17 protein-coding genes are annotated in these 16,853 nt (G+C 70.7%); 7 read left to right on the top strand and 10 right to left on the bottom strand.

Translation table 11 applies throughout. The features are described from left to right. Nucleotides 1–177: 177 nt before the first annotated feature. From ACWD4A_RS22675 to ACWD4A_RS22665, 3 genes are all read left to right on the top strand, one after another. On the top strand, nt 178–381 hold the full coding sequence (locus ACWD4A_RS22675) for a cold-shock protein (RefSeq protein WP_030067036.1): 204 nt from the start codon (nt 178–180) through the stop codon (nt 379–381). A 249-nt stretch (nt 382–630) separates the two neighbouring features. Then, nucleotides 631–1,695 carry an AraC family transcriptional regulator gene (locus tag ACWD4A_RS22670; protein WP_451196604.1) on the top strand — a complete coding sequence of 355 codons (1,065 nt, stop codon included), beginning with the start codon at nt 631–633 and terminating at the stop codon, nt 1,693–1,695. An 85-nt stretch (nt 1,696–1,780) separates the two neighbouring features. Beyond that, nucleotides 1,781–2,935 carry a lipase family protein gene (locus ACWD4A_RS22665; RefSeq protein WP_451196602.1) on the top strand — a complete coding sequence of 385 codons (1,155 nt, stop codon included), beginning with the start codon at nt 1,781–1,783 and terminating at the stop codon, nt 2,933–2,935. 135 nt (nt 2,936–3,070) lie between these two features. Here ACWD4A_RS22665 and ACWD4A_RS22660 read toward each other — a convergent pair whose 3' ends face one another. Then, the gene (locus tag ACWD4A_RS22660; RefSeq protein ID WP_451196600.1) at nt 3,071–4,966 is read right to left on the bottom strand and encodes an AMP-dependent synthetase/ligase; all 1,896 of its coding nucleotides are present in this window, start codon (nt 4,964–4,966) and stop codon (nt 3,071–3,073) included. A gap of 223 nt (nt 4,967–5,189) precedes the next feature. Between ACWD4A_RS22660 and ACWD4A_RS22655 the strand changes: the two genes are divergently transcribed. After that, nucleotides 5,190–5,972, top strand: coding sequence for a hypothetical protein (locus tag ACWD4A_RS22655; protein ID WP_451196597.1), 783 nt, complete (start codon nt 5,190–5,192; stop codon nt 5,970–5,972). 74 nt (nt 5,973–6,046) lie between these two features. Here the strand turns inward: ACWD4A_RS22655 and ACWD4A_RS22650 are convergent, their stop codons facing one another. The 6 genes from ACWD4A_RS22650 to ACWD4A_RS22625 form a co-directional block, all read right to left on the bottom strand. Further along, nucleotides 6,047–6,691, bottom strand: coding sequence for a TetR/AcrR family transcriptional regulator (locus tag ACWD4A_RS22650; RefSeq protein WP_451196637.1), 645 nt, complete (start codon nt 6,689–6,691; stop codon nt 6,047–6,049). A gap of 195 nt (nt 6,692–6,886) precedes the next feature. Then, complete coding sequence (locus ACWD4A_RS22645; protein ID WP_451196594.1) at nt 6,887–8,224, bottom strand: dicarboxylate/amino acid:cation symporter; 1,338 nt, start codon at nt 8,222–8,224, stop codon at nt 6,887–6,889. A gap of 373 nt (nt 8,225–8,597) precedes the next feature. After that, the gene (locus ACWD4A_RS22640) at nt 8,598–8,888 is read right to left on the bottom strand and encodes a DUF4229 domain-containing protein (protein ID WP_451196591.1); all 291 of its coding nucleotides are present in this window, start codon (nt 8,886–8,888) and stop codon (nt 8,598–8,600) included. A gap of 67 nt (nt 8,889–8,955) precedes the next feature. Then, complete coding sequence (locus ACWD4A_RS22635) at nt 8,956–9,474, bottom strand: N-acetyltransferase family protein (RefSeq protein WP_451196588.1); 519 nt, start codon at nt 9,472–9,474, stop codon at nt 8,956–8,958. Between the two features lie 114 nt (nt 9,475–9,588). Then, complete coding sequence (mqnE, locus tag ACWD4A_RS22630; protein WP_451196586.1) at nt 9,589–10,752, bottom strand: aminofutalosine synthase MqnE; 1,164 nt, start codon at nt 10,750–10,752, stop codon at nt 9,589–9,591. A 67-nt stretch (nt 10,753–10,819) separates the two neighbouring features. Continuing rightward, on the bottom strand, nt 10,820–11,275 hold the full coding sequence (locus ACWD4A_RS22625) for an Lrp/AsnC family transcriptional regulator (protein WP_126914801.1): 456 nt from the start codon (nt 11,273–11,275) through the stop codon (nt 10,820–10,822). A gap of 133 nt (nt 11,276–11,408) precedes the next feature. Between ACWD4A_RS22625 and ACWD4A_RS22620 the strand changes: the two genes are divergently transcribed. Beyond that, the gene (locus tag ACWD4A_RS22620; protein ID WP_451196639.1) at nt 11,409–11,543 is read left to right on the top strand and encodes a hypothetical protein; all 135 of its coding nucleotides are present in this window, start codon (nt 11,409–11,411) and stop codon (nt 11,541–11,543) included. Here ACWD4A_RS22620 and ACWD4A_RS22615 read toward each other — a convergent pair. The 3 genes from ACWD4A_RS22615 to ACWD4A_RS22605 form a co-directional block, all read right to left on the bottom strand. After that, on the bottom strand, nt 11,540–12,232 hold the full coding sequence (locus ACWD4A_RS22615; protein ID WP_451196583.1) for a UbiX family flavin prenyltransferase: 693 nt from the start codon (nt 12,230–12,232) through the stop codon (nt 11,540–11,542). The two genes, ACWD4A_RS22620 and ACWD4A_RS22615, sit on opposite strands and share 4 nt — an antisense overlap. Nucleotides 12,233–12,363: 131 nt before the next feature. After that, nucleotides 12,364–13,281, bottom strand: coding sequence for a menaquinone biosynthesis prenyltransferase MqnP (gene mqnP, locus ACWD4A_RS22610; RefSeq protein WP_451196581.1), 918 nt, complete (start codon nt 13,279–13,281; stop codon nt 12,364–12,366). Continuing rightward, the gene (locus ACWD4A_RS22605; RefSeq protein WP_451196580.1) at nt 13,278–14,729 is read right to left on the bottom strand and encodes a menaquinone biosynthesis decarboxylase; all 1,452 of its coding nucleotides are present in this window, start codon (nt 14,727–14,729) and stop codon (nt 13,278–13,280) included. Before ACWD4A_RS22605 ends, mqnP begins: the two co-directional genes overlap by 4 nt. Nucleotides 14,730–14,816: 87 nt before the next feature. Between ACWD4A_RS22605 and ACWD4A_RS22600 the strand changes: the two genes are divergently transcribed. Both ACWD4A_RS22600 and ACWD4A_RS22595 read left to right on the top strand, forming a co-directional pair. Next, nucleotides 14,817–15,119 carry a PLDc N-terminal domain-containing protein gene (locus ACWD4A_RS22600; protein ID WP_451196579.1) on the top strand — a complete coding sequence of 101 codons (303 nt, stop codon included), beginning with the start codon at nt 14,817–14,819 and terminating at the stop codon, nt 15,117–15,119. Between the two features lie 221 nt (nt 15,120–15,340). Further along, entirely contained in the window at nt 15,341–16,777 is a 1,437-nt protein-coding gene (locus ACWD4A_RS22595; RefSeq protein WP_451196577.1) for an alkaline phosphatase family protein, read from the top strand. The last annotated feature ends 76 nt before the right edge of the window (nt 16,778–16,853 follow it).

Here is a 16,853-nt window from a genome sequence, read left to right as displayed (position 1 = left end):
AGCGTGATCTACGACTCTTTCGCAGCGAGAACCCTGCGTGCTAGGCTCGCCGCAAGTTGCAGTTTGGTTTCCCTTGCAGTACAGAGCCTGCGGAGCATGTGACCCCGCAGGCTTTTGTAGTTTTCAGACTTCTCGCAGGTTCTGGAGCAGGGCAACCCTTTGGCCCAAGGAGGGCTTATGGCTACCGGAACCGTGAAGTGGTTCAACGCTGAAAAGGGCTTTGGATTCATCGCCCAGGACGGCGGGGGCCCCGACGTCTTCGTCCACTACTCCGCGATCAACGCTGCTGGCTTCCGCTCCCTCGAGGAGAACCAGCAGGTCACCTTCGACGTCACGCAGGGCCCGAAGGGTCCGCAGGCGGAGAACGTCACCCCGGCCTAGTCTTCCGGATCCTTCGATCCGGCGGCTTCGCCGCCCGACCGATCGCGGTCGATGCTGTACCCAAGGAGTCCTGCCCTTCCGTTTCGGCGGAGGGCGGGGCTCCTGCCTTTTTTCGGCTCATGTTCGCCATCTCTTTACCCCTCCTTTCCCATTGATCCATTTCTTTTGCTTTCGTTCATGAAGTGGATCGATTCCGATCACTGTTGATCGGCGAACCCTGTTCGGTGGATTTCGAGCTACCGTGAATTCATGAGTGGCACGATCACCGTGCACCACGTGACGGCCGCGCTCGGCGGAGCCCGGCGGCTGGGCATCGACACCGTCCCCCTGCTGCAGAGCGCGCGCATTCCCCCGCTCCTCCTCGCCGACGAGCGGGCCCGGGTGACCCCCGAGCAGTTCAGCCGCCTGGTCAGGGCGGTGCGGCGGGCCACGGGCGACGAGTTCCTCGGGCTCGGCCGGACCCCCAGCCGCCCCGGCACCTTCGCGATGATGTGCTACGCCTGCGCGGGCTGCCGCGACCTCGGCACGGCCCTGGAGCGGGGCACGCGCTTCTACGGGCTCTTCCCCGGCGGCCCCGACCTCGTCCTCGAACACCGCGGCGCGGACGCCGTCCTCACCGTCCGCAGCGACCTGCGTCCCTACGCCGAGCGCCGGTTCCTCGCCGAGTCCCTCATGATCGTCTGGCACCGGCTCGCCAGCTGGCTGATCGGCCACCGGATACCGCTGCGCTGGGCGGAGTTCGCCCACCCCGCCCCGCCGTACGCCCCGGAGTACGGGCCGCTCTTCGGCTGCCCCGTCCGCTTCGGCGCGCCCCGCACCGGCGCGGCCTTCGACCCGCGCTGGCTGACCGCGCCCGTCGTCCGGGACGAGGCGGGCCTGGAGCAACTGCTGCGCCGCGCGCCCGCCGACCTGCTGAGCCGCCGCGACTACGGGACGACGGCCGCCGAGCAGGTGCGGCGCTCGCTCGCGCGGGCGCTGCGCGAGGGCCGGGCCGGGCGGCTGCCGGGGCCCGCGCGGCTCGCGGAGCTGCTGGCGGTGAGCCCGGCGACGCTGCGGCGGCGGCTCCGGGACGAGGGCACCTCGTACCGGCGGCTCGCGGACCAGGTGCGCAGGGACGCCGCGGTGCGCGGCCTGGCGGAGGGCGCGGAGTCCATAGCGGAACTGGCCGCGCGGCTGGGCTTCTCCGAGGACACCGCGTTCCACCGGGCGTTCCGCCGCTGGACGGGCACCACGCCCGGCGCGTACCGCCGTCTGGGCCGGCAGGGGCAGCCGGTTCGGCCGGTTCGATCAGTTCAGCCGGGTCAGCAAACCTGAGCTCCCGGGTCAGCGCCTTCCTGACCCACCGGTCACTACCGTCACCTCAACTGACTCCGCACCACCGGACGGTCGGGAGAGCAGTATGAACCTGCGCACCACAGCACTCGCCGCGGTCGCCGCGCTGGCCTTCTCGCTCGGTGCGGCGGGCACGGGCACCGCCGCCGAAGCGCCTGCCGGTACAGCCCCGGGGGATGTCCTCAGCTCCGCGCCCATGTCCTTCCACCCGCTGCCCGGCCAGCCCACGAACACCCGGGCCTGGCACATCACCTACCGTTCCACCACCGCCAAGGGCGCCCCGAACGTCGTCTCGGGCACGGTGATCGTCCCGCGGGACGGCAGAACGGGCCGGCGCCCGCTCGTCACCTACGCGGTCGGCACCGTGGGCCTCGCCGACCAGTGCGCGCCGTCCGCGGGCTTCCCCTACGGCACGACGCTGGAGGCCAACCTCATCCAGCAACTGACCCTGCGCGGCTGGGCCGTGGCCGTCACCGACTACGAGGGGCTGGGCACGCCCGGCGACCACACCTATATCGTCGGCCGCGCCGAGGGGCACGCCGTGCTCGACGCGGCGCGGGCCGCGCTGCGGCTGCCCGGGACCGGGCTCGCCCCGGATTCGCCCGTGGGCATCATGGGCTACTCCCAGGGCGGGCACGCCAGCAGTTGGGCCGCGGAGCTGCACGACTCGTACGCCCCGGAGCTCGATGTGAAGGGGACCGCGACCGGCGGTGTGCCCGCCGACCTGCTCAAGGTCGCCGACTACAACAACGGGTCGGTCGGGGCCGGTCTCGTCCTCATGGCGGCCGTCGGCCAGAACGCGGCCTACCCCGAGCTCCGGCTCGACTCGTACCTCAACGACCAGGGGCGTTACTACGTCGACTTCCTGAAGCGGCACTGCGTGGGCATCTCGGCGGCCGCCGGGCTCTTCAAGCGGATCTCCGACGTGACGGTCAGGAACCCGCTGTACGAGCCGGACTGGCAGCGGGTGCTGCGGATGTCGAACCTGGGCTCGCACGCGCCCGACCGGCCGGTGTACCTCTACCACGGGGTGCTGGACGAGCTGATCCCGTACGCGGTGGGGGAACAGCTGCGGTCGGACTGGTGCGGGAAGGGCGTCCCGGTGGAGTGGCACTCGATAGCGCTCGGCGAGCATGTCGCCGGGGCGATCGCGGGGTCGGTCCCGGCGGCGGACTGGCTCGCCGACCGCTTCGCCGGGGAGCCGGTGTCCGGCAACTGCTGAGCGGACTTGTGGAAATCCGCTGCGGTACCGCGCCCCGCAAGGGGCGCGGGGAAGCGCCGGTCCGCGGCTCCGTCGCGTGGGCGCGACCGGCCGCCGACGGCCCGCAGTCGAATGACCGCACTTCCAGCGGAGCGCTCAGCCGTTTCCGCTGTCGTACAGCGCGTCGATCTCCGCCGCGAAGTCCCGGGCGATCACCCCGCGCCGTAGTTTCAGGGACGGCGTGAGGTGGCCCGTCTCCTCCGTGAAGTCCACCGGCAGCACGGTGAAGCGGCGTATGGACTCGGCGCGGGAGACAAGGGAGTTGGCGTCGTCCACGGCCTCCTGGAGCGCGGCCCGCAGCTCGGGGTCGCGCACCAGCTCGGTCCGCGGCAGGCCCGACTTGTTCCGCATCCGGGCCCAGTGGGCGACGCCGTCCGCTTCGAGGGTCAGCAGGGCGGCGACGTACGAGCGGTTGTCGCCGACGACGACGCACTGGTCGACGAGGGGGTGGGCCCGCAGCCGGTCCTCCAGGGGGGCGGGGGCGACGTTCTTGCCGCCGGAGGTGACGATCAGCTCCTTCTTGCGGCCGGTGATGGTGAGGTAGCCGTCCCCGTCGAGCGCCCCCAGGTCGCCGGTGGCGAACCACTCGCCGACCACGGGTCCGGGCACCGCCCCGCCCCGCCCGGCGTCCCAGTAGCCGGAGAACACCTGGCCGCCGCGGAGCAGCACCTCGCCGTCGTCGGCGATCCGCACCGCGGCGCCGGGCAGCGGCCAGCCGACCGTGCCGATGCGGGGCCGCAGCGGCGGGGTGACGGTGACGGCGGCGGTGGTCTCGGTCAGGCCGTAGCCCTCCAGGACCTCGATGCCCGCGCCCGAGCAGAACGCGGCGAGCCGGTGCCCGAGCGGTGAACCGCCGCTGAGGACGTAGCGGACCTCGCCGCCGAGTGCGGCCCGGATGCGGCGGTAGACCAGCGGGTCGTAGAAGGCGCGGGCCGCCCGGAGTGCCGGTCCGGGCCCGGCGCCGGTGCCGTGCCGCCGGGCCTCGTCCGCCTCGCCGTACCGGACCGCGACACGGGCCGCCCGGTCGAAGGAGGCGGCGCGGCCGAGCCGTTCCGCCGTGGCGCGGCCGGTGTTGTAGACCTTCTCCAGGACGTAGGGGATGACGAGCAGGAAGGTCGGCCGGAAGGCGGCGAGATCGGCGAGGAGGTCCTCGGTGCGGATCGAGGGCGCGTGGCCGATCCGTACGCGGGCCCGCATGCAGCTGACGGCGACGACCCGGCCGAAGATGTGCGAGAGCGGCAGGAAGAGGAGGGTGGCGGCCGGTGCCTTGCCGGTCGCCTTGAAGAGCGGGTGGAGCAGTTCGGTCGAACTGTCCGCTTCGGTGAAGAAGTTGGCGTGGGTGAGGACGCAGCCCTTGGGGCGGCCGGTGGTGCCCGAGGTGTAGATGACGGTCGCGATGTCCTCGGGGGTGCGGCCGGCGCGGGCCTCGGTGACCGCGGAGGCGGGCAGGTCCCGGCCGGCGGCCATGAGGTCGCCGACGGCCCCGGTGTCGAAGCGCCACAGGTGGGCGAGGCCGGGCAGGTCCGCGCGCACCTCCTCGACCAGCTTCTCCTGTGCCTCGCCCTCGACGGCGCAGGCGGCGGCCCCGGAGTCCTGGAGGATCCAGCGGACCTGGTGGGCGGAGGAGGTGGGGTAGACGGGGACGCCGACGAGGCCCGCCGCCCAGGCGGCGAAGTCCAGCAGCGTCCACTCGTAGGTGGTGCGGGCCATGATGGCGAGCCGGTCGCCGGGCCGTAAGCCGTGGGCTATCAGGCCCTTGGCGGTGGCCAGCACCTCGGCGGCGAAGGTGGCGGCGGTGACGTCGCGCCAGCTTCCGTCGGGCTGCTTCCGGCTGAGCACGACGTCGGCGGGGGCGAGGGCGGCGTTCTCGAACGGCAGGTCCCCCAGGGAGCCGCTGGTGACGGGCGGGGTGAGCGGGGGGACGGCCGCCTCGCGGACGACTCCGCGCACCAGAGTGGTGCGGGGCGGGGCGGCCTGTTGCGTTTCGGACATGTGCGGCTCCTGTTGTCGGCCCACAGACACCTACTCGGCGGTAAAGCGCGGTCAATCTACGGCACGACCAGGGGGTGACTCCAGACCGCGTCACGTAGTCCTTATGACCGGGGGCGATCTGCCCGTTCTGCCGATACATGTCGCGGTGTGCCCGAAATAACTTTTTTGGCAGCGGGCCGCCGTACGGGCGGCGCACAGAGCTCCGTAAGGAGATCAGAGCCACATGAACACCACCACTCGCACCGCACTCCGTACCGTCATAGCCGGCACCGTCCTCGCGGGTGCCGTGGCGGTTCCCGCCGCCGCGTTCGCCGCGGACGGCGGCTCGGCGGCACCGAGCAGCACGCAGCCGACGGGGAGGACCGTCGACATCGGCGGCGGCATGGAGGCCGAGATCAGGGACGGCAAGGCGTACCTCAAGGAGATCGGCAGCGGCAAGGTCTTCGCGGTGCTGTCGAAGGGCCAGTCCTACACCGACGGCATCTACGTCCACTTCGACGGCACGAACGTGACCGCCAAGACGCAGGGCGACGACAAGAAGAAGGACGACAAGAAGGACGAGCGGAAGAAGGACGGCTCGTCCCGCACGGTGAAGCTCAATGACGGCAAGTACGCGGTCGTCACCAAGCTGGCGGACGGCTCGTACAAGGCCGTCGTCACCGGCCCGGACGGCTTCGTCTTCGGCACGCTCACCGCGGGCTCCCCCTCCGTCACCCTCGACGGCGGGCTGAAGGTCACCCTCGACCAGAAGACCGGCAAGATCACCCAGACCACCGTCAAGAGCCGGAACGGCGAGGCCGCCCGCGACACCGGCGCGAAGGACGCCTCCGTGAAGACGTCTGACGCGGACGGCAAGAAGCTCCCCAAGGGCGGCGTCGCCGCGGGCGAGGCACCCCAGCAGCGCCCGGACACCGACCCCGGCCTGATCGGCGGCGCGCTCGCGGCGGCCGGCGTCCTCGGCGGCACGGGCCTCCTCGCCGCCCGCCGACGCAAGGGCGAGCGCTAGGAGTTCCACGGAACGGGTGAACGGGCGGGCGGGGGCCGCCCCTTCACCATGTCGCCCGTCGGCGCCGCCGGGCGCTAGGAGTTCTGCGGGATCTGGGGCCGGGCGGGTGCCCAGCGCCGTCCGTTCATGAGGTTGTCCAGCCCGGCCCAGGCGAAGTTCATGAGGGTCTCCGCCGTGTCGCGCTCGGCGGGGGCCACGTCCGTGCGCTCGTTGGTCCAGCCGGCGAGCGACTCGGCGGCGCCCACCAGCGCGTGGGCCAGGCCGGACGCCTCCTGCCAGGGCAGCGGGGTGTCGCAGCCGTTCTCCGCGGCCGTCGCCACGATCAGGTGGGTGACGACGTCGACGAGCTCCTGGCGCAGGGCGGCCAGTTCGAGGGCGAACGGCTCCCCGTGGGTGCGGGCCTGGCAGTGCAGCACGGCCCAGCCGTCGGGGTGGGCCGCCGTGTGCGCGAAGAAGCCGCGGAGCCCGTGCCACAGCCGCCGGTCGGCGGGCGCGTCCGGGTCGACGCCCTCCCGCACGGCCGCGATCAGCGCCTCCGCTTCGCGCCGGATGCAGGCGCTGAAGAGGTCTTCCTTGGAGTTGAGATAGAGGTAGACCAACGGCTTCGAGGCACCGGCGAGTTCGGCTATCTCGTCCATCGAGGCCGCCCGGTAGCCGCGGCGCGCGAAGACCTCGACGGCGGCGTCGAGCATCTGGCGTTCGCGCACGGCGCGCGGCATGCGTTTGATCCGGGCCTTCGGCCTCCTCACGGCCTGAGCAGCGTCGGTGTGCGCATCGGTGTGTGCAGCAGCATTCACGACAAACGTCCCTCCGCCCCCGTAACGTTACCGGCAGGTAATGTTACGGGGAGGAGGGACGTCGCGGAGGGAAGATCCGGCCGAAACAGCCGGACCGAATGGATCAGGCCAGGCGGATCAGGCCGCGGCGGCCGGCACCGGGACGGGCTGCGGCTCGGCGGAGTCGGCGGAGTCCAGCGGCGAGGCGGTCGCCGAGTCGTACGCGGCGCGGTCGAGGATGTTCTCCCGCGAGGCCACCAGGATCGGGACCACCGACTGCCCGGCGACGTTGGTCGCGGTGCGCATCATGTCCACGATGGGGTCGATGGCCAGCAGCAGGCCCACGCCCTCCATCGGCAGGCCCAGCGTCGAGAGCGTCAGGGTCAGCATCACGGTGGCGCCGGTCAGCCCGGCCGTGGCCGCCGAGCCGACGACCGAGACGAACGCGATCAGGACGTAGTCCCGGAGCTCCAGGTGCACGTCGAAGACCTGCGCCACGAAGATCGAGGCGATCGCCGGGTAGATGGAGGCGCAGCCGTCCATCTTGGTGGTCGACCCGAAGGGCACGGCGAAGCTCGCGTACTCCTTCGGCACGCCCAGGCGCTCGGTCACCTTCTGCGTCAGCGGCATCGTGCCGACGGAGGAGCGGGAGACGAACGCCAGCTGAATGGCGGGCCAGGCACCCTTGAAGAACTGGAGCGGGTTCACCTTGGCGACGGTGGCCAGCAGCAGCGGGTAGACGCCGAACAGCACGATGGCGCAGCCGACATAGATGTCGGCGGTGAACGTCGCGTACTTGCCGATCAGGTTCCAGCCGTACGTGGCGATGGCCGTGCCGACCAGGCCCAGGCTGCCCAGCGGGGCGAGCCGGATGACCCACCACAGCACCTTCTGCAGCAGTTCCAGGGCGGCCTGGCTGAAGTCGAGTACGGGCTTGGCCTTGGCGCCGAGCTGGAGGATCGCGATGCCCGCGACGACCGCCATGAAGACGATCTGCATGACCTCCAGCTTGCTGAACGGCGTGATGACGTCGGTCGGGACGATCCCGGTGAGGAAGTCCAGCCAGGAACCGTGCTTCTTGGGCTCCTTGCCGTCGGCCGCGGTGAGGCCGGTGCCGGCGCCGGGGTCGGTGAGCAGGCCGATGGCGAGGCCGATGACGACCGCGATCAGCGACGTGATCATGAACCACATCAGGGTGCGGGTCGCCAGCCGGGCGGCGTTGGAGACGTTCCGCAGATTGGTGATCGACACCAGGATGGCGAAGAACACCAGCGGGGCGATCACCACCATCAGCAGCTGGACGAAGAGGTCGCCGATCTTTCCGAGGGTGACCTCCAGCCAGTGGATGTCACCGCTCTTGGCCGCCCACCCGAGGAGGGCGCCGAGCACGAGACCGAGCAGGATCTGGGCCCAGAACGGGACCTTGGGTATGCGCCCGCGCAGGGACGCCGGGGACGGCACAGGGGCAGATGACAACGGAAGCTCCGGAAAGTCGGAAAAGGGCGTGGGGCGCCGTGGAGGTCCGTACGTGCGGGGATCTCCGGCCGGGTCGACATTCGTCAGCGGCGACAACAGGCCGCGGAGACACAGCGGCAAAGATCGACGTGCAGGCGCGCCACGAGCACGTGGCTCGTGGGGAATCGGTGCGCTGCTGCTGTCTTCACGTCCAATACGTTAACACTCGCGCTTTGGGGGTCTCAAAGGTCTTCTTTGGGTTCGGGGCGTCCGGCAGGGCGCGAAAAACGCGAACGCCCCGTCGTGGAGCGGCTGCTCCACGACGGGGCGTCGCGGTGATGTGAGGAGACTTACACCCTTTTCGGGTGATCGAGCCCGGAACGGGACGGGCGGCTCAGGCCACCCCGTCCTCCTGGGCGGCGTTGGCGTCGAAGCGGGCCTTGGCGCGGTCGACGCGCGCCACGATCTGCTCGGACATCGCGTCGCGCTGCTTGCGCAGCAGCACCCAGCTGAGCGGGGCGGAGAGGACGAGCGCGAGCAGCACCATCCAGATGAGGTTCGAACCGTTCGCGCCGAGCGGGATGGCGTGCAGCGAGCAGAGCGCCCAGACGACGGCGAAGCAGGCGATGAGCAGGCCGAACCGCAGGGCGGTGTAGCGGAGCGAGGCGAACTTCTGGCTACTCACGGACGGGACCTTCTTCTCAACGACAACCGAAAGGGTCACCGACCAGTCAAGCACGGCCGGCAGGTGATCAGTCCAGGGGGCGCCACATCATGATGTCGTCGCGGTCGTCCCCGGCCGCCACCCGGATGCCCAGCGGCACCCGCCCGACCTCCTTGAAGCCGCAGGCCGCGTAGAAGTTCTCGGTGCCCGTGCCGCCGCGCACCCCGAGGCGCAGCGCTTCGAAGCCCAGGTCGCGGGCCATCTCCACGGCCTCGTCCACCATCCGGCGGCCGCGCCCGCCGCCCTGGAGCGAGGGGTGGATCATCACGGTGACGAGGGTGCACCAGTGCAGCATCAGGCGGTGCGGGTTGAGGGCGAGGAACGCGGTGCCGACCAGCCGCCCCTCCTCGTACGCGCCGAGCATCCGCGCCCGCCCCTCGGTGACCTTGGCGGTCAGCGCGTCGGCCACCGGCCGCACCTCGTCGGCCGTCACCGGCGGTACGAAGCCGACGGCGCCGCCCGCCTGCGAGACGTCCGTCCAGAGGCGGAGCAGCTCGGCGCGGAGGTCCGGGGTCGGTTCGGGGTCACGCACGAAGGTAAGGGCCATAGTGGCAATGCAAGCATTACCGAACGTGCCGCGACAAGAGGAAAGCCCCGGCGGACTGATGTCCAGGACTGGTGTCCACCGGGGCTGTTCCAAAAGGCGAGGGCCGTAACGGCGTCAGACGCGCATCGGCTGGGGCGACTCGCGCAGCGCGGCGTCGGGGCCCGGGTACTCGCGGATGATCTCGTAGCGGGTGTTCCGCTCGACCGGGCGGAAGCCGGCGTCGCGGATCAGGTCCAGCAGGTCGTCACGCGTCAGCTTGTTCGGCGTGCCGTAGTTGTCCGCGTCGTGCGTGATCTTGTACTCGACGACCGAGCCGTCCATGTCGTCCGCGCCGTGCTGCAGCGCGAGCTGGGCGGTCTGGACGCCGTGCATCACCCAGAAGACCTTGACGTGCGGGACGTTGTCGAAGAGCAGCCGGGAGACCGCGAAGGTCTTCAGCGCCTCGGCACCCGTCGCCATCGTCGTGCGCGCCTGCAGGCGGTTGCGGACCTTGCCGTCCTTCATGTCCACGAAGTCGTGCTGGTAGCGCAGCGGGATGAAGACCTGGAACCCGCCGGTCTCGTCCTGCAGTTCACGCAGCCGCAGCACGTGGTCCACGCGGTGGCGCGGCTCCTCGATGTGCCCGTAGAGCATCGTGCACGGGGTCTTGAGCCCCTTCTCGTGCGCGAGGCGGTGGATGCGGGACCAGTCCTCCCAGTGCGTGCGGTGGTCCACGATGTGCTGGCGGACCTCCCAGTCGAAGATCTCCGCGCCGCCGCCGGTCAGCGACTCCAGGCCGGCGTCGATCAGCTCGTCGAGGATCTCGGAGGCGGAGAGGCCGGAGATCGTCTCGAAGTGGTGGATCTCCGTCGCCGTGAACGCCTTCAGCGAGACGTTCGGCAGCGCCTTCTTCAGCTCGCTCAGGGAGCGGGGGTAGTAGCGCCAGGGCAGGTTCGGGTGCAGGCCGTTGACGATGTGCAGCTCGGTGAGGTTGTCGTTCTCCATCGCCTTGGCGAGGCGGACGGCCTCCTCGATCCTCATCGTGTACGCGTCCTTCTCGCCCGGCTTCCGCTGGAACGAGCAGTACGCGCACGAGGCGGTGCACACGTTCGTCATGTTGAGGTGACGGTTGACGTTGAAGTGGACGACGTCGCCGTTCTTGCGCGTGCGCACCTCGTGGGCGAGCCCGCCCAGCCAGGCCAGGTCGTCGGACTCGTAGAGGGCGATGCCGTCCTCACGCGTCAGCCGCTCCCCCGCGTGGACCTTCTCCTCCAGCTCGCGCTTGAGCCCAGCGTCCATGCGTCCGCCTCTCCGATACATCCGATTACATCCGATCCGCAACCCCGCCGAGACTACTCCCCCGTTCTCAGACGTCCTCGGGCAGCTCACCCACCCTGTTCTCCCACTTGGTGGAGAGCACGATCGTGGTGCGCGTCCGGCTCACGCCCTTGGTGCCCGACAGCCGCCGGATCGTGCGCTCCAGGCCGTCCACGTCGCCGACCCGGACCTTGAGCATGTAGGAGTCGTCGCCCGCGATGAACCAGCAGTCCTCGATCTCCTCCAGGTCCCGCAGCCGCCGCGCCACGTCCTCGTGGTCCGCCGCGTCGGAGAGCTGGATGCCGATCAGCGCCGTGACGCCGAGGCCGAGCGAGGCGGCGTTGACGGTCGCGCGGTAGCCCGTGATCACGCCCGCCGCCTCCAGGCGGTTGATCCGGTCCGTGACGCTCGGGCCGGAGAGGCCGACGAGCCGGCCCAGCTCCGCGTACGACGCCCGGCCGTTCTCCCGGAGGGCCTGGATGAGCTGCCTGTCCACCGCGTCCATTGCCTGGCACCTTTCAAATAATCAGCGAACTCGCCGCTTTGCATGTAGAATCTAAGGCATACAGGGGTTCAAGCCCTGTGATTTCTCGCAAGATCTGCTAGATCAACGACGATCCTTCAGGAGTGATCACACCGTGTACACGATCGAGATGGCCTACGCCCGTATGCGCGAGCTGCAGGACGTTGCCAACCGCTCGCGTGCCCACCAGTTCGCCGAGCGTCGCGCCGAGGCCAGGGCGGCCCGTTCCGCGCGCGCCAAGAAGCGCTAACCCCCGGACCGGGAGCGCGCCTCACCGAGCTCTCCCTTCCAACGGCGGTACAGCCGGTGCGGCACACCCGCCGCGTCCAGCACCCGCCCGGCGACGAAGTCCACCAGATCCTGGATGTGCGTCGCCCCCGCGTAGAACGCCGGAGAGGCGGGCAGCACCACTGCGCCCGCCTCGTCGAGCGCCACCAGCTGCTTGAGCGTCTGACCGCTGAGCGGCGTCTCGCGCACCGCGACCACCAGCCGGCGCCGCTCCTTGAGCATCACGCTCGCGGCCCGCTGCAGCAGATCCTTCGAGAGCCCCAGCGCCACCCCGGCCACGCAGGCCGTGCTCGCCGGGACGATCAGCATCCCCTTGACCGGGTACGAACCCGACGACGGCCCTGCGGCGAGATCCCCGGCCGGCCAGTACCGCACGTCCGCGAGATCCACGTCGAACGTGTGCGGCTTCCCGTCCGCGCCCAGCTCCAGCCAGTCGCGCAGATCCTCCCGCCAGTGCGCGTCCCGGAACTTGATCCCGGTCTCGTCCAGCAGGGTCAGCCGCGAGGCGCGGCTCACCACCAGGTCCACGGCCTCGCCGGCGGCCAGCAGGCCACGCACCACGGCGGCGGCATACGGCGTCCCGGAGGCGCCCGACACCCCGACCACCCAGGGCCTGCGGACGGGCGCGGCTGTCTCTTCGTACGGCTCCACGACCCGAGCCTACGGCCTGTCCGGCCGGGAGCCGTCGCGTGTCACCGGTGGCAAGGCGACGGCCCGGCCCTTCCGGGTGCGGAAGGGCCGGGCCGAGGGGACGGCGGCGCCGTCGGCGCCGCGGGCGCGGGTTACCAGCCGAGGCCCGCGTTGACGAGGTCGAGCAGCGCGAAGACGAACAGGCAGATGCCGATCACGCCGTTGACCGTGAAGAACGCCCGGTTCAGCCGCGACAGGTCGTGCGGCTTGACGATCGTGTGCTCGTACAGGAACGCCGCCGCGACGACCACCAGGCCGACCCAGAAGAAGGCGCCGGCCCGCGTGGCGAGCGCGTACCAGACGAACAGCGCCATGGTGACGGCGTGGCAGGCCCGCGCGCCGTACAGCGCGCCCGGGATGCCGAAGCGCGCCGGGACGGACTTCACACCGTGCGCCCGGTCCGCCCGTACGTCCTGGCAGGCGAAGATCAGGTCGAAGCCGCCGATCCAGACGCCGACGGCCAGACCGAGGATGACCGCGTCCCAGGACCACGTCCCGCTGATCGCGATCCAGGCGCCGACCGGGCCCATCGCCTGGGCCAGGCCCAGGATCGCGTGCGGGAAGTCCGTGAACCGCTTGCCGTACGGATAGACCACCATCGGGATCACGGCGACGGGTGCCAGCGCCAGGCACAGCGGGTTGAGCAGCGCGGCCGCGCCCAGGAAGAAGAGCAGCGCGATCAGCGCCCCGGTCCAGGCGGAGCGCACGGAGACCGCGCCGGTCACCAGCTCCCGCCCGGCGGTACGGGGGTTACGGGCGTCGATCTCGCGGTCGATGATGCGGTTGGCGGCCATCGCGAACGTGCGCAGGCCGACCATCGCGACCGTGACCAGCAGCAGCCGCAGCCAGTGGACCTCGCCGTACTCCCGGAACATCGCGGTGAGCGCGGCGATGTAGGCGAAGGGCAGCGCGAAGACCGAGTGCTCGATCATCACCAGACGCAGGAACGCCTTGACCTTGCCGGTGGACGGCGCGGGTCCGGGGGTGAGGACCCCCTCGGCAGACGTCACAACCCGTACTCCTTCCAGCGCTTGGTCACCCGAGCGGCGACCTCCGGATCCGACTCGACCATGTGCGGCCAGCCCCCGTCCCGCGTATAGCCCTCCTCGGGCCACTTCGCGGTGGCGTCGATGCCCGCCTTTCCGCCCCAGAACTGCTGGTACGAGGCGTGGTCGAGGTGGTCGACCGGGCCCTCGACGACCGTGAGGTCGCGCGCGTAGTCGGTGTTGCCCAGCGCCCGCCAGGACACTTCGTGCAGGTCGTGGACGTCGCAGTCGGCGTCGACCACGACGATCAGCTTGGTCAGCGACATCATGTGCGCGCCCCAGATGGCGTGCATCACCTTCTGGGCGTGCTTGGGGTACTTCTTGTCGATCGAGACGATCGCGCAGTTGTGGAAGCCGCCGGACTCCGGCAGGTGGTAGTCCACGATGTCCGGCACGATGATCTTCAGCAGGGGCAGGAAGAACCGCTCCGTCGCCCGGCCCAGCGGACCGTCCTCGGTCGGCGGGCGGCCGACCACGATCGACTGGAGCAGCGGGCGGCGGCGCATCGTCACACAGTCGATGGTCAGCGCCGGGAAGGGCTCCTGCGGGGTGTAGAAGCCGGTGTGGTCGCCGAACGGGCCCTCGGGGAGCATCTCGCCCGGCTCCAGCCAGCCCTCGATGACGACCTCGGCGTTGGCCGGGACCTGGAGCGGCACGGTCTTGCAGTCGACCATCTCGATCCGCTTGCCCGCGATGAAGCCGGCGAAGAGGTACTCGTCGATGTCCCCGGGGAGCGGCGCGGTCGAGGCGTAGGTCACGGCGGGCGGGCAGCCGAAGGCGATGGCGACGGGCAGCCGTTCACCGCGTTTGGCCGCCACCTGGTAGTGGTTGCGGCTGTCCTTGTGGATCTGCCAGTGCATCCCGATCGTGCGCTTGTCGTGGCGCTGGAGGCGGTAGAGGCCGAGGTTGCGGACGCCCGTCTCGGGGTGCTTGGTGTGGGTGAGGCCCAGGTTGAAGAAGGAGCCGCCGTCCTCGGGCCAGGTGAAGAGCGCGGGCAGCTGGTCCAGGTCGACGTCGTCGCCGGTCAGCACCACCTCCTGGACCGGTGCCTCCTTGACCTTCCGCGGCGGCACGTGGGCCATCGCGCCCAGCTTGCCGAAGGCCTCGCGGACGCCGACGAAGCCGTGCGGCAGCTCCGGCTTGAGCAGCCCGCCGATCTTCTCGCTGATCTCGTCGTAGGACTTCAGGCCCAGCGCCTTGAGCAGCCGGCGGTCGGTGCCGAACACGTTCATGGCGAGCGGCATGGCCGCGCCCTTGACGTTCTCGAAGAGCAGGGCGGGCCCGCCGGCCTTGTTCACCCTGTCGACGATCTCCCCGATTTCCAGGTGCGGATCGACTTCGGCCTTGATGCGCTTGAGGTCGCCGTCCCGCTCCAGTGCCCGGAGGAACGAGCGAAGATCGTCATAAGCCATGCCTTCCAGTATCAAGCACGGACTACGCTGGACCCGTCACGGGGGCCGCCTTCGGCCCGTAGCGCCGCACCCGGGGGAGCCCGCCACATGCTCAGGTATCTGCCGACCTTGCTGGTCCTGGGGCTGTGGATCTTCGCGTTCATCGACTGTCTGAACACCCCCGAGGACGAGGTGCGCGGACTGCCCAAGATCGGCTGGGTGATCGTGATCCTGCTGTTCGGCGGGGTGCTGGTCGGGCCGGTGGCCTGGATGATCGCGGGACGGCGGCGGCGCGCGGAGCGGCCGCGTTCGCACGACGAGGGCGGACAGCGCTGGATCGCCCCGGACGACAACCCGGAGTTCCTCCGCTCCCTCCGCCCGGACAAGAACGGCGACGGCCCGCAGTCCTAGGGGCCGGGTCCGGACCCGGACCGCCGGACGGACCAGTCGCGCATCCCTCATCAGGGTGAGATTCCTCGGTCCATACGATGAGCGTTCCCGTCAACTCTCGCCTCTTCACGGCCATTTGACGCCCTGTTCACACGCCTCCTCCTGCCCCCGACACGCCCGTGCCGGGAGAGTCGCAAGGGTCACACTGTGGCCTCACGCGACTCCAGGGAGAGGGGCACGCCATGCCCGACATGACCCGACGCAGACTCCTCGGCTCCGCGGCGGGAGCGGTGGGCGGCGCGGCGGCGCTGTCGTTGCTGCCGCCGAGCGTGCAGCGGGCGATCGCCGCCGGGCCCGCCACGCGCGGCTCGCTGAGCGACATCAAGCACGTGGTCCTGCTGATGCAGGAGAACCGCTCGTTCGACCACTACTTCGGCACCCTCAAGGGCGTGCGCGGCTTCGCCGACCCCGACGCCCTCAAGCTCCCCAACGGCCGTTCCGTCTTCTACCAGCCGGACGCGCAGAACCCCGCCGGGTACCTGCTGCCCTTCCGGCTGGACACCAAGAAGTCCAGCGCCCAGGCCATCCCCTCCACCAGCCACGCCTGGGACGTGCAGCACGCGGCGTGGAACGGCGGGCAGATGGACCGCTGGCTGCCCGCGCACCGCAAGGCCGACGGGGTCAACGGCCCGTACGTGATGGGCTACCACACCCGCGAGGACATCCCGTTCCAGTTCGCGCTCGCCGAGAACTTCACCCTCTGCGACAACTACTTCTGCTCGGTCTTCGGCCCCACCTGGCCCAACCGGCTCTACTGGATGACGGGCACCATCGACCCCGCGGGCACCCACGGCGGCCCGGTGATCAGCAATGACGCCCCCACGCCGTACCGCTGGACCACCTACGCCGAGCGGCTCCAGGCGGCCGGGGTCAGCTGGCGCGTCTACCAGCAGGAGGACAACTACGGGTGCAACCTGCTGGAGGAGTTCCAGCAGTTCAAGGACGCCAAGCCCGGCAACCCGCTGTACGACAACGGGATGGTCCGGCTGTCCGAGGGCGCCTTCGAGGACGACGCCCGCAACGACCGGCTGCCCGCCGTCTCCTGGCTGATCGCCCCGTCCACCCAGACCGAGCACCCGGACTACCTCCCGGCCGCGGGCGCGGACTACGTCGCCAAGAAGATCGCGGCGATCGCCGACAACCCCGAGGTGTGGCGGAAGACCGTCTTCATCCTGAACTACGACGAGAACGACGGCCTCTTCGACCACGTGCCCCCGCCGGTGCCGCCCGCGGGCACGCCGGACGAGTTCGTCCAGGGCCTGCCGATCGGCGGCGGCTTCCGCGTGCCCTGCCTGATCGTCTCGCCGTGGACGGTGGGCGGCTGGGCCGCCGGCGAGGCCTTCGACCACACCTCGGTGCTGCGGTTCCTGGAGTGCTGGACGGGCGTCAGGGAGCCCAACATCAGCGCCTGGCGCCGCCGCGCCTTCGGCGACCTCACCTCCGCCTTCGGCTTCGGCCAGGCCGTGCCCGAGCCGCCCCCGCTCCCCGACGACACGGAGGAGCGGCTCGAAAAGGCCAAGCAGGACGTGGCCAGACTGCCCAAACCCACCCTCCCCGGCGGCCGCCAGACACCCCCGCGCCAGGAGCCGGGCACCCGCTCCCGCCGTCCCCTGCGCTGACCCTCCCCGGAACGCCGGAGGGCCCGTGCCCACCCCCGGGAAGGGGGCGGGCACGGGCCCTTCGTACACGACTTCC

The sequence above is a fragment of the Streptomyces sp. NPDC002537 genome, from assembly GCF_053594975.1.
Note: the sequence above shows the minus strand (reverse complement) of the source record. Positions and strands in the feature narration are given on the sequence as shown.

What these genes read in the sequence shown, in the direction of transcription:
- mqnE (WP_451196586.1), bottom strand. Translation starts at nt 10,752, where the DNA reads ATGGACGCTGGGCTCAAGCGCGAGCTGGAGGAGAAGGTCCACGCGGGG.
- ACWD4A_RS22670 (WP_451196604.1), top strand. Translation starts at nt 631, where the DNA reads ATGAGTGGCACGATCACCGTGCACCACGTGACGGCCGCGCTCGGCGGA.
- ACWD4A_RS22600 (WP_451196579.1), top strand. Translation starts at nt 14,817, where the DNA reads ATGCTCAGGTATCTGCCGACCTTGCTGGTCCTGGGGCTGTGGATCTTC.
- ACWD4A_RS22605 (WP_451196580.1), bottom strand. Translation starts at nt 14,729, where the DNA reads ATGGCTTATGACGATCTTCGCTCGTTCCTCCGGGCACTGGAGCGGGAC.
- ACWD4A_RS22655 (WP_451196597.1), top strand. Translation starts at nt 5,190, where the DNA reads ATGAACACCACCACTCGCACCGCACTCCGTACCGTCATAGCCGGCACC.
- ACWD4A_RS22595 (WP_451196577.1), top strand. Translation starts at nt 15,341, where the DNA reads ATGCCCGACATGACCCGACGCAGACTCCTCGGCTCCGCGGCGGGAGCG.
- ACWD4A_RS22650 (WP_451196637.1), bottom strand. Translation starts at nt 6,691, where the DNA reads ATGCCGCGCGCCGTGCGCGAACGCCAGATGCTCGACGCCGCCGTCGAG.
- ACWD4A_RS22675 (WP_030067036.1), top strand. Translation starts at nt 178, where the DNA reads ATGGCTACCGGAACCGTGAAGTGGTTCAACGCTGAAAAGGGCTTTGGA.
- ACWD4A_RS22665 (WP_451196602.1), top strand. Translation starts at nt 1,781, where the DNA reads ATGAACCTGCGCACCACAGCACTCGCCGCGGTCGCCGCGCTGGCCTTC.
- ACWD4A_RS22660 (WP_451196600.1), bottom strand. Translation starts at nt 4,966, where the DNA reads ATGTCCGAAACGCAACAGGCCGCCCCGCCCCGCACCACTCTGGTGCGC.
- ACWD4A_RS22625 (WP_126914801.1), bottom strand. Translation starts at nt 11,275, where the DNA reads ATGGACGCGGTGGACAGGCAGCTCATCCAGGCCCTCCGGGAGAACGGC.
- ACWD4A_RS22635 (WP_451196588.1), bottom strand. Translation starts at nt 9,474, where the DNA reads ATGGCCCTTACCTTCGTGCGTGACCCCGAACCGACCCCGGACCTCCGC.